The sequence below is a fragment of the Paenibacillus enshidis genome (assembly GCF_042136365.1).
In the GTDB taxonomy this organism is placed as follows: Bacteria; Bacillota; Bacilli; order Paenibacillales; family Paenibacillaceae; genus Paenibacillus; species Paenibacillus enshidis.
In genome coordinates this window covers 36540-51114 of record NZ_JBHHMI010000014.1, presented here as the reverse complement: position 1 = coordinate 51114, position 14575 = coordinate 36540, and the positions used below count along the sequence as shown (strand labels likewise).

17 protein-coding genes and 1 pseudogene are annotated in these 14575 nt (G+C 46.9%); 9 read left to right on the top strand and 9 right to left on the bottom strand.

All coding sequences use genetic code 11. The annotated features are described in order from the left end of the window. The first annotated feature begins 42 nt into the window (after window positions 1–42). On the top strand, window positions 43–759 hold the full coding sequence (locus ACE41H_RS16035) for an urea amidolyase associated protein UAAP1 (protein WP_375356441.1): 717 nt from the start codon (window positions 43–45) through the stop codon (window positions 757–759). 32 nt (window positions 760–791) lie between these two features. After that, window positions 792–1448, top strand: coding sequence for an urea amidolyase associated protein UAAP2 (locus ACE41H_RS16030; protein WP_375356439.1), 657 nt, complete (start codon window positions 792–794; stop codon window positions 1446–1448). Between the two features lie 82 nt (window positions 1449–1530). Here ACE41H_RS16030 and ACE41H_RS16025 read toward each other — a convergent pair whose 3' ends face one another. The 4 genes from ACE41H_RS16025 to ACE41H_RS16010 all read right to left on the bottom strand — a co-directional run bounded on the left by ACE41H_RS16025 (window position 1531) and on the right by ACE41H_RS16010 (window position 3919). Further along, window positions 1531–1836, bottom strand: coding sequence for a putative quinol monooxygenase (locus tag ACE41H_RS16025; protein WP_375356437.1), 306 nt, complete (start codon window positions 1834–1836; stop codon window positions 1531–1533). A gap of 47 nt (window positions 1837–1883) precedes the next feature. Continuing rightward, window positions 1884–2522, bottom strand: coding sequence for a nitroreductase family protein (locus tag ACE41H_RS16020; RefSeq protein WP_375356436.1), 639 nt, complete (start codon window positions 2520–2522; stop codon window positions 1884–1886). 3 nt (window positions 2523–2525) lie between these two features. Further along, window positions 2526–2960 (bottom strand): MarR family winged helix-turn-helix transcriptional regulator, encoded by a 435-nt coding sequence (locus ACE41H_RS16015; protein WP_375356435.1) that lies wholly within the window; start codon window positions 2958–2960, stop codon window positions 2526–2528. 104 nt (window positions 2961–3064) lie between these two features. After that, window positions 3065–3919 (bottom strand): SDR family NAD(P)-dependent oxidoreductase, encoded by an 855-nt coding sequence (locus ACE41H_RS16010; protein WP_375356434.1) that lies wholly within the window; start codon window positions 3917–3919, stop codon window positions 3065–3067. 177 nt (window positions 3920–4096) lie between these two features. Here ACE41H_RS16010 and ACE41H_RS16005 point away from each other — a divergent pair, with 177 nt between their 5' ends. Further along, the gene (locus ACE41H_RS16005) at window positions 4097–4543 is read left to right on the top strand and encodes a MerR family transcriptional regulator (protein ID WP_375356433.1); all 447 of its coding nucleotides are present in this window, start codon (window positions 4097–4099) and stop codon (window positions 4541–4543) included. Between the two features lie 193 nt (window positions 4544–4736). Beyond that, window positions 4737–6577: pseudogene (locus ACE41H_RS16000) on the top strand (amidase family protein). A 43-nt stretch (window positions 6578–6620) separates the two neighbouring features. Here ACE41H_RS16000 and ACE41H_RS15995 read toward each other — a convergent pair. The 4 genes from ACE41H_RS15995 to ACE41H_RS15980 all read right to left on the bottom strand — a co-directional run bounded on the left by ACE41H_RS15995 (window position 6621) and on the right by ACE41H_RS15980 (window position 8921). Further along, window positions 6621–6926 carry a putative quinol monooxygenase gene (locus ACE41H_RS15995; RefSeq protein WP_375356432.1) on the bottom strand — a complete coding sequence of 102 codons (306 nt, stop codon included), beginning with the start codon at window positions 6924–6926 and terminating at the stop codon, window positions 6621–6623. A 43-nt stretch (window positions 6927–6969) separates the two neighbouring features. Beyond that, window positions 6970–7608 (bottom strand): nitroreductase family protein, encoded by a 639-nt coding sequence (locus tag ACE41H_RS15990; protein WP_375356431.1) that lies wholly within the window; start codon window positions 7606–7608, stop codon window positions 6970–6972. Next, window positions 7605–8045 carry a MarR family winged helix-turn-helix transcriptional regulator gene (locus tag ACE41H_RS15985; RefSeq protein WP_305753969.1) on the bottom strand — a complete coding sequence of 147 codons (441 nt, stop codon included), beginning with the start codon at window positions 8043–8045 and terminating at the stop codon, window positions 7605–7607. The genes ACE41H_RS15990 and ACE41H_RS15985 overlap by 4 nt, the downstream gene beginning before the upstream one ends. A gap of 135 nt (window positions 8046–8180) precedes the next feature. Beyond that, window positions 8181–8921 (bottom strand): SDR family NAD(P)-dependent oxidoreductase, encoded by a 741-nt coding sequence (locus ACE41H_RS15980; RefSeq protein ID WP_375356429.1) that lies wholly within the window; start codon window positions 8919–8921, stop codon window positions 8181–8183. Window positions 8922–8964: 43 nt separating this feature from the next. Between ACE41H_RS15980 and ACE41H_RS15975 the strand changes: the two genes are divergently transcribed. Next, entirely contained in the window at window positions 8965–9852 is an 888-nt protein-coding gene (locus ACE41H_RS15975) for a LysR family transcriptional regulator (RefSeq protein ID WP_375356427.1), read from the top strand. Here ACE41H_RS15975 and ACE41H_RS15970 read toward each other — a convergent pair. Further along, window positions 9849–10589, bottom strand: a complete 741-nt coding sequence (locus ACE41H_RS15970) for an SDR family oxidoreductase (protein ID WP_375356425.1) — start codon at window positions 10587–10589, stop codon at window positions 9849–9851. The two genes, ACE41H_RS15975 and ACE41H_RS15970, sit on opposite strands and share 4 nt — an antisense overlap. Before the next feature lie 142 nt (window positions 10590–10731). Here ACE41H_RS15970 and ACE41H_RS15965 point away from each other — a divergent pair, with 142 nt between their 5' ends. From ACE41H_RS15965 to ACE41H_RS15950, 4 genes are all read left to right on the top strand, one after another. Continuing rightward, window positions 10732–11598 (top strand): helix-turn-helix transcriptional regulator, encoded by an 867-nt coding sequence (locus ACE41H_RS15965; protein ID WP_375356424.1) that lies wholly within the window; start codon window positions 10732–10734, stop codon window positions 11596–11598. A 422-nt stretch (window positions 11599–12020) separates the two neighbouring features. Further along, on the top strand, window positions 12021–12446 hold the full coding sequence (locus tag ACE41H_RS15960; protein ID WP_375356423.1) for a DUF4258 domain-containing protein: 426 nt from the start codon (window positions 12021–12023) through the stop codon (window positions 12444–12446). Between the two features lie 83 nt (window positions 12447–12529). Then, window positions 12530–12916, top strand: coding sequence for a hypothetical protein (locus tag ACE41H_RS15955; RefSeq protein WP_375356422.1), 387 nt, complete (start codon window positions 12530–12532; stop codon window positions 12914–12916). 420 nt (window positions 12917–13336) lie between these two features. After that, window positions 13337–14551: a Fic family protein gene (locus tag ACE41H_RS15950; RefSeq protein ID WP_375356511.1), complete on the top strand. Its 1215-nt coding sequence runs from the start codon at window positions 13337–13339 to the stop codon at window positions 14549–14551. Window positions 14552–14575: the final 24 nt, after the last annotated feature.

Below are 14575 nucleotides of genomic sequence, written 5' to 3'. Positions count from 1 at the left end.
TTCATATTCGGTGTAAATCACAGGGAAAAGGAGTGAACCATCATGAACGTAATTTGGAGTGAAACGATGCATCCGGGAGGGAAGTGGTCCGGCGTGATCGGAAAAGGCAGGCTGGTCCGTCTGACAGCTCTTGACAAGGGAGCAAATGTTTCGATGCTGATGTATCATGCCCGTGATTTGACGGAGAGGTACAACATGCCGGATACGTTGAAGGCCCAGCACACGGCGCATCTAACGAAGGGAAACGTACTGATGAGCGACAATGGACGGGTGCTGGCTAGCATTGTCCAGGACGATCTGGGCTGGCATGACCCGCTCGGAGGTTATACGACGCGTGCTTCAACCGATGAAAAATACGGGCCAAGCAGTTATCAGGAACAGCGCAACGAATGGTTGCGCAGCGGCCAGGAAAATTTGGCGGTGGAGCTGGTGCGCAGCGGACTTGGCAACAGGGACATGTCACCCGTAGTTAATTGGTTCTCCAAGGTGTTCTGCGACGAGGAAGGAAATATGCATTTTGCTGAAAACCACTGCTTGGCTGGACAAGTCGTTACATTCCGTACAGAAATGGACGTTCTCGTTATTTTTTCGAATACTCCACATCCGCTTGATCCTGGCGGGCAATATCCGTCCGTGCCGGTCAAAATCGAAGTGCTTCCTGCGCTGCCGGTCGATTCCCAGGATCACTGCGTCAACTATCGTCCAGAGAACCGCCGGGCATTTGATAATACCTGGAATTACTACGCGCTTCAAAGCTGAGTATATACCAAAAGTGAAGGAGGGTTAAAAGTATGAAGGCATTTTATCGGGTGGAAAGCCCCCGAATGGCCGAGGCGGCTGTTTACGACAAGATTATTTCTGCAGGGCAGGGCTGGATGCATGAGCTGCAGCCGGGACAAGTGCTGCGTATTGTTGATTTGGAAGGGAACCAGGCGGCGGATACACTGTTATACGACGCGGATAATCCGGAGGATCACTACAGCTCAGTCCAAACAATTAATGCGCAAAATAACATTTATTTGACGACAGGCTCTTCGCTGCTCGCCGAGTCCGGCAAGGAGCTTGCCCGGATTGTAGCTGATACCTGCGGCCGTCACGATACGCTGGGGGGCGCCTGCTCGTCCCAGAGCAACACGGTCCGCTATGCGTATGAGAAGGGCTATATGCACAACTGCCGGGACACGTTTATGCTGGAGCTGTCGAAGCATCCGGAAGGTCACTTGTACGGGAAGCGTGATTTATCGCCGAACATCAACTTCTTCATGAATGTGCCGGTTACACTGGAGGGAGGGCTTACGTTCGAAGACGGTGTATCCGGACCGGGTTGTTACGTGGAAGTTCAATCAAGCTGCCGTTCCATGGTGCTTATCAGCAATTGTCCGCAATTGAACAACCCTTGTAACGCCTATAACCCGACACCAATTCGGGTACTGATTTGGAACGAATAGGAGCCTCGGAGGATGATTAAAAAAAAGAAGGCCTGGTTAGCTCTAATAACAAGCTTACCGGGCCTTCAACTGTAAATGGGCACTAACCGGCCGGAATCTCCAGCGGCTCACCTGTGTATGCCTTGATACTCAATGGAGCGGCAAGATAACCTCGCGCCTTGGCCACAAAAGCCTGAAAATGTGCGCTTTGATTGTGGGAGCTGACAGCATCCGGGCCTTTCCACACCTCAATCATCGTGTAAGTGAATTCCTTCTCGGTATCCTTATGCAGGCTGTACGATATATTGCCATCTTCTTCTCTGGAAGCAGCAATCAGAGTTTGAATATCCTGCAAGAATTCCTCGTTATTGACCGGGTTTACGTGCATAGCAGCATGAATAATGATCATCGTTGGTCCATCTCCTATAAATTTAGTGTAAATGATTTGCTAACATTTTATTTCCAGATTGCGACCTTGTCGACTGGCAGTCGGTAGGATGGATAACCGCTGTCCGCCGCTTTGCCGATGGAAATCAGCATAACCGGAACATGGCGAACCGGGTCCAGGCCGAAGGCTTCCGCAATCTTGTCTTTTTCATAGCCGCCAATCGGGTTCGTATCATAGCCGTGGGCACGGGCCACCAGCATGAGCTGCATGGCTGCCAGCCCGCCATCAATCAGAGCAGTGTCCCGATTTACTTCTGGCGGCATGTTGCCGTAGTATGCGGATATTATCGGTAACTGATTCTCTTTGACCTCCTGCGGCATATAGCCAAGCTCCACGGATTTGCTGTAAATTTCCTCTAAATTCTCAATGCTGTTCAAATCACCGAATACCGCAATTACTGCGGCGGAGGTTTCTACCTGTCTTTGATTAAAACGGGCCATCGGAGCAAGTATCGCTTTGGCTTCCGGGCTTTCGATCACCAGGAAACGCCATGGCTGCAAATTGACGGAGGACGGGGCGCGGGTGGCTTCTGTAAGAATTTCCGCCATCTCTTCCCGGCTGATTTTGACAGTTGGGTCGTATACCTTGATGGAACGCCGTCCACCGAAAATATCTTGAAAATCGTTATTTTTTAGCGTGTTGCTCATTTGTCATTTCTCTCCTACGTAGTCCTGGATATTGGTCTGCATGCGTTGGATCATGTCTGAAAATAGTTCCTGCTCTTCCTTGCTGAAGCCCTGGAGGAGCTGAGTCATGAAGCGAACCTTTTCCTCCCGGTAAGCCACAATTTCCTGCCGTCCATGCTCCGTGAGTCGAACCAAGGTGACACGGTTGTCATTCGGATTCATGCGCCGTTCTACAATGCGGTCCGCTTCAAGTTGCTTCAAATGCCTGGTCACCGCGGCACTGTCAATCTGTAATTCCTTTTGCAGGCTCGTTTGACTGATTTCGTTATTATAATAATGCTGCTGCAGCAGCCGGAATCTTGACGGGCTGACACCGGTACAGTGTCCGAATTTGGCATTTAGCTGGATATACAGGTTCTGAAGACTATCAATAATGGATTTTTCCACTGAATCGGTCAACAGCTCCCCTCCTGACCATAGATAATTAAATTGACCCATCAATTATTGATGGGTCAATGATATGAAAAAAATAGTGATTTGTCAAATTGAAAAGCAGTACTTTCTTAATCCCGACCAGCCTTAAATTCCTGCTCATATATCGTTTGCACCATACTCAGAATTTTCCCGCTGGCTTCTGCGTATGGCAGCTCAGCTGCCCGTCCTTTCACCACAAACGAGCCCGGTGGGCAGCTGGTTTCTTTGAATGCCCCGTCCCACAACAGGTCGGCCCCTTGGCTCGGATGGGAGAAGAATAACCGCATCAACAGCTTCACAGCCGGCGGAAGGCCGGATTTCTTCGTCGGTCTCAATGTGTTATTGGAGCCAGGGTCTGCACTGATCAGACGAAACCCTTCTGCCGCCATCGGCGCGGCGAGCTCCCGGGTCCAAAGTGACAGAGCCAGCTTGGTAGTGGCATAGGGACCGGTCAGCTTTTTAAATCCTGCCGGGCGCGGCAATTCATCAGGATTGAAGCGTTTGACGTGACGGAGAGCTGCAGAGGAGGTGTTCACCACCGTCTTTAAGGCCCCTTTTTGCAGCAGCTCTTTCAGCTCCATGAATACGATATACGGCACGACCGTTTGCAGCTCATAATGCATCTCTCGTCCTTGTGGAGAGAAGCGCAGCTCGGGCAGGCTTCCCCCGGCATTGTTAAAGAGAACGTCGATATGGTCTTCTTTGCCATTGACCTCGTTAAGCACCCGCCGCAGCTGGCTGAAATCTGTAAGTTCTGCTTTATATACCCGCAGCTGGCCTTTACTGATGGCTTCGCGGATCATGCTGTCTTCTTCGGAAAATACGGACCGGATGAGAGCTGCAACCTCCCAGCCCTCACCCAGCAGGCGGCGTGTTAGCTGCAGGCCGATTCCGGCCCCTGCTCCTGTAATCAGTGCAACTTTGGTTGATTTATGTTCACTCATTATGAACTCCTCCCATTATGAAACAGTGTAAAACTGGTTGATGGAGCTAGTATATCTATTGGAGTCGACTCCAAGTCAAGCAGTTTGAGTCAAACTATTTTACTCTTTATTTCCCATTGACCTGGAGTCGACTCCAGGTTTTATAATATATACATGAGCAGATAGGAGGGGCTTGATATGGTTACCATCAAAAAGGCTTCACAGTTGACCGGATTGTCAGAGGATACCCTTCGATACTACGAAAAGATCGGCCTGCTGCCGCGCGTGCAGCGAATGGACAACGGACGCCGGACATACAGTCAGGAGGATTTGTACAAGCTGCAGCTCATCAACTGCCTGAAGAAAACAGGCATGCCATTGGAGGAAATGAAGCCGTATTTGGATATGCCCCGGAACGCCACAAAGGAGGAGCTTCCGGAGCTGTATGATATGATGAAGAGCCATCGGGAACGGGTGCAAAAACAGATGCAGGACCTCCAAACGGTGCTCGATTATATCGATGCCAAGCTGGAGGAAGACTCACAGCCAGACCGGAATTGTACGGAAGAAACGTCCAGGGAACCGGCAGCTTCGCCCAAGGAGAGGTTCAACAGCATTAATCTATACCAGAAAATCCCAAGTTAATTCAGAAGAAACCAAGTTGCTATATAAAACGCAAGCGATTTGGTTTCTTTTTTTCACCCGAAGTGGTTCTCCGAGCTAGCAGTCGCTGATCTCCGCGAAGGAGGGGTGATCACCCCGCGAAAACCGGAATGGGAATGGTGGTATAAGGAATACGCTGAGAGTATTAAAAAATTTATGTAGAGGATGGGTTCAGATGGGACGAGGGGGAACGGAGAGCGGTTGGATGGCGAGTGCTCTTACAACAACAGCTGCCCTGCATGATCTGAAAGCTGTCGTTGAAGAAGCAAAAAGTGTGAACCTGGACGATGTTCCGGCACCGTATTCGGATAACGTGAAGCACGCCTTGGGCAAGGTGAAGCATATTACACCGGATAGCACGGTTGAAAAGATCAATGAAGCCAGGCTTGCCCTGCGCGTTGCGCTCGATGCTATGACCGTGGACCTGGATCAAGCCACGATCGCAGACCTGCAGACGATGGTGAAGGCCGGGAAGCTTACCTATGAGAAATTGGTCCATATGTATTTGGCTAGAATTGATTTGTATGACAAGCATACCGTCAAGCTGAACGCTGTGTCCGTCATCAATCCACATGCTATTGCGTCAGCCAGACATTGTGATGCGGCAGTGAGAGCGGATGCCTCCCAAGCTGAGGGAATGTTTGGCATCCCTGTGCTGATCAAGGATAACATTGGTACGGCAGCGGCAGATGGTATGCCCACGACGGCGGGCTCTATTGCGCTCGCGAACCATTATCCTGAACGGGATGCATTTGTTGTTACTCAGCTTAAGAAAGCCGGCGCCATCATTCTAGGCAAAACGAATCTTTCCGAGTTTGCCAATTTCATTACGTATGGCATGTGGAACGGCTATTCTACCCTGAAAGGTCAGGTGCTGAACCCTTATTTGCCTGGTGTACTGAACGTTGGAGGGTCGTCCTGAAGCCGACGGTCGGACTCATCAGCCGCAACGGGATCATCCCGCTGGCACACAGCCAGGATACGGCCGGACCCATGGGACGGAACGTATCCGATGTGGCCGTGCTGCTAACCGTGATGCAGGGATATGACCCTGGCGACCAGTATGTCAACATGGGTGTGGACAATGAGATTGTGGTGGATGAGGCTTATTTGAAAGAGTATATGAAGGACTATACAGCATATCTGAGCAAGGATGGTCTTAAAGGTAAAGCTCTTGGCGTTTACAAGTCCCCGGATAAAGAAAACGCCCCTGATCTTTATGCCGCCTTTCAAAAAGTGCTGCGCGTTCTTGAAGAGCAAGGGGCTAAAATTGTCTATGCGGCGGATGGAGGCGATATGGAGGATGAACTGCCTGCTGCCCCGGATACAAAGGTGCTGTTTTACGACTTCAAGCAGGATATTGAAAAATATATCCATTCCCAAACAACGCCCATCCTGGCGAGCGACCATCAGACGGTGATCAAGAGCCTGCAGGACGTTATTGATTATAACGCCAGGCATCTCGATGTACTGAAATATGGTCAAACTATTCTCCAGGAGTGTGCAGGCTACGACATGACGCCAGGCTCGAAGGATACTCTGACCGCGCAGGAGCATAGAGCGGCGGATATCCGGTTTTCGAGGAAGAACGGCATTAATTATCTGTTGACCAAGTACAGCCTGGACGCGCTGATTGGATTCAAAGAGGTAACAACGATGATTGCTGCTATGGCGGGTTATCCCAGCATTACGGTTCCCGTTGGGTACCATACAGCGGATGGCAGTAATGGACTCCCGATTCATCTGCAGATTACGGGGGATGCCTTTACCGAGGCCGATCTGATCGGGATGGGGTATGCTCTCGAGCAGGCCGCACAAGCCCGCATTGCTCCGGGTATGGCTGTAAAGGACCGGCTCAAAGCGCTGATCGATGACGCTGAAGCGACCGATGCGAGTGGTAAAGAGGTGGACGCGGCGCTCGCCGCCTACCACAGCAACTTTGCCTCCCAACGTGAGGTGGATGAGGCAGCCGATGCTATACAAAAAGGTACCCACAGCCCAAACACCTTTTTTTAAAGTGTCCAGTCTATGGGTACCCGTTTAGATTACCGGGTCTTCCTTAGCCGGCCGGAATCTCCATCGGTTCTCCCGTATAAGCCTTGATCTCCGTTGGAGCGCTCAAATACTCTGGGGCTTTGGCCACAAAAGCCTGGAAATGAGCGCTCTGATTGTGGAAACCAACGGCATTAGGGTCTTTCCAAACCTCTACCATCGTGTAGGAGGATTCCTTTTCGGTATCCTTATACAGACTGTACGAGATATTGCCGTCTTCTTCTCTGGAGGCGCTAATTAAGGTTTGAATCTCCCGCATAAAATCCTCGTTCTTGGCTGGGTTTACGTGAAAAGTGGCATGAATAATGATCATGTTCAGTCATCTCCTTTAAGATTGTGGTGAATGCTCGTGTGTATTATTTCCAGAAAGCAATTTTATCAACAGGCAGGCGGTAGGATGGGTAACCGCTGTCTGCTGCTTTACCGATGGAGATCAGCATCACTGGAACATAACGTTCCGCATCCAGACCGAAGGCTTCTGCAATCTCGTCTTTTTCATAACCGCCGATTGGATTCGTGTCATATCCGTGGGCACGGGCAACCAGCATGAGCTGCATGGCTACCAGTCCGCCATCAATAAGCACAGTGTCCCGGTTTACTTCCGGCGTTATGTCGGCATAGTATCCAGATATAAAGGGCACTAGCTGTTCTTTGACTTCCAATGGCATATATCCAAGCTCTACAGCTTTACTGTAAATCTCTTCGAGATTCTCAGCACTGTTGATATCCCCAAAAACCGCAACGACCGCAGCAGAGGTCTCCACCTGTCTTGAATTGAAGCGGGCCAGCGGTGTAAGTTTCGCTTTGCCTTCAGGGCTATCGATCACGAGGAAACGCCAAGGCTGCATATTACTGGAAGATGGAGCCAGCGTGGCTTCCCTGAGCATTTCCGTCATTTCCTCCCGGCTGATTTTAACGGTTGGATCGTATACTTTGATGGAACGGCGTCCTGTGAAGATATCTTGAAAATCGTTATTTTTTTGCTTAGTACTCATTTGTCATTCACTCCTTCGTAGTCTTGGATATTGGTCTGCAAGCGATGAATCATGCTGGATAACTGCTGTTGTTTCTCTTCGCTGAAGCCTTGGAGCATGTGAGCGGTGAAACGGATTTTTTCTTCCTGGTAAGTGACGATTTGCTGACGGCCATGGTCGGTAAGCTGGACCAAAGTGACACGGTTGTCATCTGGATTCATACGCCGAGTGACAACACCGTCCGCTTCAAGTTGTTTCAAATGCCTGGTAATCGCGGCACTATCGATTTGTAGTTCCTTTTGCAGGGCTGTTTGGCTGATTTCATCCGCACTATACAGTTGCTGCAACAGTCTTAATCTTGAAGGGCTTACGCCTGCACAGCTCCCGAATTTGGAATTAATCAGGAAATATAGGTTCTGAAGGCTATCAATAATACAATTCTCCTCTGCAGAGGTCATTAGTCTTCATCCTAACATTAATTTGTTTGATATATCAATCTTTGACGAGTCAAGTATATGAAATGCTTGGGTATTTGTCAAATATTAAAATGTCATCGCTCGCTATCGATTTGCTCAGGAATTGCATAATTGGCATTACAAGGTTTGGCCGCTATCGACGGTGATGATTTGCCCGGTCATAGCGTCCTGCTCCAGGGCGGCGCAGATCATGGCGGCAATGTCTTCGGGTGTCGAGATGCGCTGCAAAGGAAGATAGGGGGCGAGGCTGCTCATCTGCGCTTCCCGGCCTTCCCACCATCTTGTTGCTACGGCACCAGGTACGATGCAGTTCACCCTTATGTCGGGGGCAAGGGCCCGTGCCAGTGATTTGGTAAGGCCGTGAACGGCCGCTTTGGATACGGCGTAGGGAAGCGAGGAGCCCAGTCCAGTTTGCCCGGCGATGCTGCCAAGATTGACGATGGCGCCTTTTTGCTTCTTTTTCATAAACGGGGCAACAGCCCGCGCGCAGTAGAACATGCCCTTGACATTTACAGCGAACAGCTCGTCCCACACTTCCTCCGCTGCCGATTCCAGATCATCCATCGGAATATGCATGGTAATGCTGGCGTTATTCACGAGCAGATCGATTGTACCGAAATGCTTGACGGCATCCTGGACCATAGCTCGTACTTCTTCGTCCCTTGACACATCCGCTTGTATGGCTATAGCCCGTCCGCCATCATTGTTGATGCATTGCACCGTTTCATCCGCATCGGATTGGGAGCGTGAGTAGTTAGCGATCACTACTGCACCCCGTTTAGCCAGCTCGAGGCTGGTTGCCCTGCCGATACCCGTACCGCCACCGGTAACTAGAGCCACCTTGTTTTTGAGTTCCATATGACCTCACTCCTCGGTTGTATTAGGATAACTTTATTGTAAAATGATCGTTCAACATGGCAGCTTTATACGCGCCGCACAGGAAATGAACTACGCTCAATCCACAGTCACCATGCAAATGCAAAAGCTCGAAGCAGAGCTGGGGGTTCAGCTCATCGAACGCGGCAAAGAAATCGGCCTGACGGAAGCCGGCAGGCTATTTTACGACCAAAGCTTGCAGATCATCAAAAATATGGAGCACCTTCAGACCCGTCTGTCGGATTTGAAATCAGGGGAATCGGGTCATATCCGGCTGGGCGTGACAGAGCCAACGGCCAGCTACCGTCTGCCTGCGATCCTGGGGAAGTTTATGTCCATATATCCGAATATCCGGATTTCTGTAGACATTTCGAACACCCCGGCCCTTAGCGAACGGATTCTTAAAGGAGAAATCGATTTTGCGCTCTGTACGGCACCCGAGCTGGAATCGGGATTATTTTATGAGCCTGTATTTCAGGAGGAGTTCGTGGCACTAATGCCAGAGAATCATCCGTTAGCACAGAAAGAGGTGATCATACCGGAAGATTTTCAGGGATATCGGCTGCTCATCACATCTGCAACTTGTCCATATCGGAGAAAGCTGGAGGTGGTGCTACAGGAAAAGGGAAATGTGCTGCTCGATACGATGGAGATCGGGAGCATGACGGCGTTGAAATTTTATGTCGAGAACGAGCTTGGAGTCGCCCTTGTGCCTAAAATTATGGTGCAGAAAGAAACGAAGGGAGTAACGGTCAGGATGGTCAGCGGAAATCTCATCCACATGACCTTCGGGATGTTGTGTAAGGAATCAGCATATCCGTTCCAATTGGCGGGCCAGAAGCTCTATAAATATTTGAAAGAGGAATTGCCCCGTCCACTTAGAGTGGGCGAGGCAGCTCAGTACTCACCTTAAGCGTGGTTATGGGCATTCAGCTGGTTGAAAAGCTCGTCCCGCTCTGTGCGGGAAGCGTTAGCCGTGAGCTTGGAAAAGCCGTAAGTGACTTCATCCTCACCGCGCTCTAATCCAGCCATGACTTCATCCGCAAAAAGGTCCACGGGGATACCTGCCGTGTTTGCACCTGGGATACCTAAATCGGTGTTTGTGAGGGGTGGAGACACCTCGATGACTCGGATTTGACCATGGAACTGATGCCGCATCGATTGCGTGTAGGAATGCAGGGCTGCCTTTGTGGAAGAATATACAGGGGCAGCGGCCAAAGGTACATGTGCCAGCCCGGATGTTACATTTAGAATCGCGGCTTCTTTTTGCTTAAGAAGATGGGGTGCGAATAACCGGGTTAAATGAATGGGTGCCGATAAATTAGTTTTTATTTCCAGATCAATATGTGTCCATGGTTCCGTACCATCGTAATTCAGGTAGTGCATGATTCCGGCATTGTTAAATAAGACGTTCAAATCGGGGAAATCATGGGTTACTTTTTCAAATAACGCAACACGATCCTCCTCTTTGGATACATCGCTAACATAAGTAACCAGCTCTGGATAAATATCTTTTGCCTCCTGCAGCTTATCCGCTCTTCTGCCGGTGATGATAACTTTGTTACCGTTTTTCAGGAATCTGGAAGCAAGCGCCAGCCCGATACCCGTAGCTCCACCTGTGATCAGGATTGTGTTATTTTGTATGTTCATTGCGTATCGCTCCTTTTTTGTCTTGTGCTGTTTCTGCACGAAGCCCATTGTATAATCAAGTTAAATGCATATTCAGAGGTGCGTTTATTCTAGTACTGCCACTACCAAGTTACTTTGGGTGAACATATGGAGGGGGATGGATTTGTCGGAATTACAACCGAACCGTTACAGTGAATTGGCCCATTTTTTGCGCAATCGCAGGGCACGCATATCTCCCCAGCAGCTCGGTCTGCCTGAAGGACGACGGCGCACGCCGGGTCTTCGCCGGGCTGAGGTGGCGACGCTGGCAGGCATCAGTCTTGAATGGTATACCTACTTGGAGCAGGGGCGGGAAATCCATGTATCCACTGAAGTGCTTGAAAGCTTGGTGAGAGTGCTGCAGCTGGATGAAACGGAACGCAAGCATATGTTTCTGTTGGCTCACCGTCAGCTTCCTCCCGAACGCCCCCGTTCCTTGGATGGGCAGGTCAGCCCGGTAATTCAGCGGCATCTTGATAGCCTGGGGACATCTCCCGCTGCGGTTATGGATGTCAGAATGAACATACTCGCCTGGAATGAGGCATTCATTGTGTTTAAGGGCGATTTTGCGAATCTGTCAGACCAGTCGGAAAGAGAGCGGAACTTTCTTTGGATCACGTTCACATCGGACTATTTTCGTGTTTTGAAAGGGGATCAGTGGCAGGCTCACGCCAGGCGTACCATTGCCAGATTCCGGGCGGAGTATGCCAAATACGTGGATGATCCTTGGTGGACTGAACAAGTTCAATTGTTGAGTGAGGCAAGTTCCGAATTCAAAGAGTATTGGCAGAGCTATGACGTATTGCATGCTTCTGATGCGTATAAAATCATGTGCCATCCAGAGGCAGGCATATTGAAATTTGACCATCTTACGCTGCAGCCCTTAGAGTCCACGGAGCTTGAAATATCGGTCCACGTCCCGCTTCCGGACGGCACGGCCGAGAAGATTCAAGCGCTGATGGACAAGCGGAGAGAATCCGTATTGAAGTGAGCACACTCGCGACAAAGAAGAGCGGTTTATAAAAGGTACCCATACACTAGACACTTCAAAAAAGTGCTGAGTGTACGGGTACCAGTTTACACCTGCTCCTTTTTTCATATTAAGCTTCTTAGTCGACTAAGAATGTTTTTTTCTGCTTCTGATAAAAATAAAGCTAACCGTGCCTGCCACAATGACAGCAAAGGTACCTATGAGAAAAATCAAAGTGTTGCCCGAAGAAGGAGCAACTGAAGTTATTCCGGCTCCCCCGCCAGATACAGGTTCATTCGTATATTCTTGTTGGTACTTCGTCTGCCAATGGATCTGCATCTGTTACTGAAGATACATATGGTGATGATAGGAAAGAATCCGTTTATATTGAAGATCAACATGATTTAGAGATAAGAGAAGGTTATGATGCCTACTATAATGAATTGGCTAAAAACAAATTTTCTACTCAAGCACAGCCTGCTAATATTATAATAAAAAAACTGATAGAAATTATTTTTAAGCAAGTCGTTAAACAGGGTACTTCTCAAACTGTAAAAGCAACTTCAAGAAATATAGTAACCCAAATTTCAAAACATGCTATTGAAGAGGCTGTTAAAGATGGTATTACAAGTTTAATGGTTGATAACCTTCTAGCAGAAAAGCCTTCAGGAATGTATAGGGTTGAAAAATATTATGATACTCTCCGAGGTAGTTCGAGAATTATGTTTGACAGAAGCAATAAAGTTGTTCTTGTTATCGATAACATTCAAAATACCGTAATCACTATTTACGAAACGGAAAGTATTAAAACAATCGATAATAGGGTGAAGAATGGTCGTTGGGTTTCTGCAAATTTTAAATTTGAATAATCATATTATTTAAGCATGGATTTGAAATAAGTAAAGTACTGCCGTCGATGGTGGTACTTTACTTAACGTAAGGAGGAAGATCAGTGGCTGTCTTAAGAGACTGCGAAAACCAGAATAGGTATATTGAATATGAATTTATTTCTCATATCCCAGGAGATTATGAGGGTAGCCAGTTGTTACTGAAATACTTTACAGATTCTAGTTTAATCAGAGAACAAAAAATTGGGTGGACAAACTTAACCATAAATAACTTTATTGAGATGTTAAAAACTTTCCCAAATGAAGAATATGATGGATACTTTTCTCACTTTGAAAAGCATCTTGAAATTAAATGGATGCATGAAGAACAAACTGATCTTTATTTAGTAATACTAATGGATATTGGAACGTTGTTTACACTAAAGGTCTCAAAAGAAGATGTGAATATTTTTGGAGCACAGTTTGAAGATGAATTAAATAACTTTCTCTAATGCTTGTTTTAGGGTTAGGAACAAAGTGTTTTTTAGCAGGAACAGCTTCTAATGACCATGAAGCTGTTTTTTGCTTTGAGATTGTGAATTTATATAGTAAAAAAGCAGAGACAGGGAAAACTGCTCCTGCTCTTTATCCTCTGGTGTTTTTTTGTGTTTTACTGGTTGGGGGTACGCAGACCAATACGACCGTGCGGGTATTTGCAAAAAAGTCTGTCCATACTGTAATAAAAGAGTCAAGCTAAAAAAGAATGGTAATGGCAGGTGCTCTTGCGGGGCTAGTATTAAAGTATTAAGTCGGATGAAATGGTGTCTTAATTTAAAAAATAAGAACTTTTTTGCAGATAAGCCTGGACACTTATAGGCTCATGTGTGAAAATTCTTCTTATATAAGAAATGGGGGTGTTCTGAGTGAGATATATGTTTAAAATATTCCATGAAAAAACAAGCAGTGACTTCAATAAAATATATGACCAGAGATTTAATTACGATTCGGCTGTTCATTTGAGGTTAAATATTAAGCCAATGAGCCAGCCCAACGTATATGAATTGTTTTACATACCCTCAAATGAGATGATAAAAACGGTAAGTAAGATTCATTTGATTTCTGCGGAATTCCAAAAAAAATTTGATGCCCTTCCCAAGGCTGCACAAAATCAGTTTATTAATGAATGTTTAGTCGAAGAGTTATTCAATACAAATGAATTAGAAGGAGTAAAAAGCACTCGAGAGGAAATTGCCCGAAGTACTAAAGAGATACAGTTAAATAAAAAATCAAAAAAAAGATTTGGCAGCATGATCAAATCCTATTTGACGCTCATTACTGATGATGTTCATTTTCCTAAAAAGCCGCAAGACGTTAGAGAAATTTATGATCATATCACAGAAGGGGAGTTAGATTGGCGAGAATTACCGGATGGGGAAGTTTTCAGAAGAGAATCAACGTACGTACTAAAAAAGTCGGGGACGGGGAAAGTCATTCATCATGGCATTACACCAGAAACGGCAATCATGAATGCTGTAGAGAAATTGCTTCATTTTATGAATGAAAACGATGATGTGCCTCCTTTAATTAAGGTTGCAATTGGCCACTACTATTTTGGGTATATACACCCGTTTTATGATGGAAATGGCAGAACTTCACGATTTATAAGCAGTATGTATTTAACTGAAGCATTAGGGAGCATTTCTACACTTTCTTTGTCAAGAGGATGTAATAAATATAGAAATAAATATTTAGAGGCTTTTGAAATTTCAAATAGTATAAAAAGCAGAGGTGAGCTGAATTATTTTATTGAAACGTTTTTAGCAATTATCTTAGAGGCCCTAATTGAAATGACTGCTGAATTAAAAGAAAAGAGCGAACTGTTAAGAATGGCGTATGAAAAGCTAAATCAAGATCCTATTTTTGAGAACATGGATAAAACGTATACAGACATGATGTTCATATTAGCGCAAAATCATTTCTTTGACTCAAGCAGTGGTATTACCATTAAGGAACTGGCCGGAATTTTAGCCAAGTCGGAAGCAACGATCAGAAAAATGATAAAAGAGCTGCTTGAAATGTCACTTGTAGATCAGAAGGGTGAAAAGCCGGCATATTACTATGTTAAACAAAAATATTTCGAATCCTAGCTCCAATCACCAGTCCATGGAGTA

Bases quoted from the DNA above. Each gene is read 5' to 3' on its own strand.
- ACE41H_RS16035 (WP_375356441.1), top strand. From the start codon at position 43: ATGAACGTAATTTGGAGTGAAACGATGCATCCGGGAGGGAAGTGGTCC.
- ACE41H_RS16030 (WP_375356439.1), top strand. From the start codon at position 792: ATGAAGGCATTTTATCGGGTGGAAAGCCCCCGAATGGCCGAGGCGGCT.
- ACE41H_RS16025 (WP_375356437.1), bottom strand. From the start codon at position 1,836: ATGATCATTATTCATGCTGCTATGCACGTAAACCCGGTCAATAACGAG.
- ACE41H_RS16020 (WP_375356436.1), bottom strand. From the start codon at position 2,522: ATGAGCAACACGCTAAAAAATAACGATTTTCAAGATATTTTCGGTGGA.
- ACE41H_RS16010 (WP_375356434.1), bottom strand. From the start codon at position 3,919: ATGAGTGAACATAAATCAACCAAAGTTGCACTGATTACAGGAGCAGGG.
- ACE41H_RS16005 (WP_375356433.1), top strand. From the start codon at position 4,097: ATGGTTACCATCAAAAAGGCTTCACAGTTGACCGGATTGTCAGAGGAT.
- ACE41H_RS15995 (WP_375356432.1), bottom strand. From the start codon at position 6,926: ATGATCATTATTCATGCCACTTTTCACGTAAACCCAGCCAAGAACGAG.
- ACE41H_RS15990 (WP_375356431.1), bottom strand. From the start codon at position 7,608: ATGAGTACTAAGCAAAAAAATAACGATTTTCAAGATATCTTCACAGGA.
- ACE41H_RS15985 (WP_305753969.1), bottom strand. From the start codon at position 8,045: ATGACCTCTGCAGAGGAGAATTGTATTATTGATAGCCTTCAGAACCTA.
- ACE41H_RS15980 (WP_375356429.1), bottom strand. From the start codon at position 8,921: ATGGAACTCAAAAACAAGGTGGCTCTAGTTACCGGTGGCGGTACGGGT.
- ACE41H_RS15975 (WP_375356427.1), top strand. From the start codon at position 8,965: ATGATCGTTCAACATGGCAGCTTTATACGCGCCGCACAGGAAATGAAC.
- ACE41H_RS15970 (WP_375356425.1), bottom strand. From the start codon at position 10,589: ATGAACATACAAAATAACACAATCCTGATCACAGGTGGAGCTACGGGT.
- ACE41H_RS15950 (WP_375356511.1), top strand. From the start codon at position 13,337: ATGTTTAAAATATTCCATGAAAAAACAAGCAGTGACTTCAATAAAATA.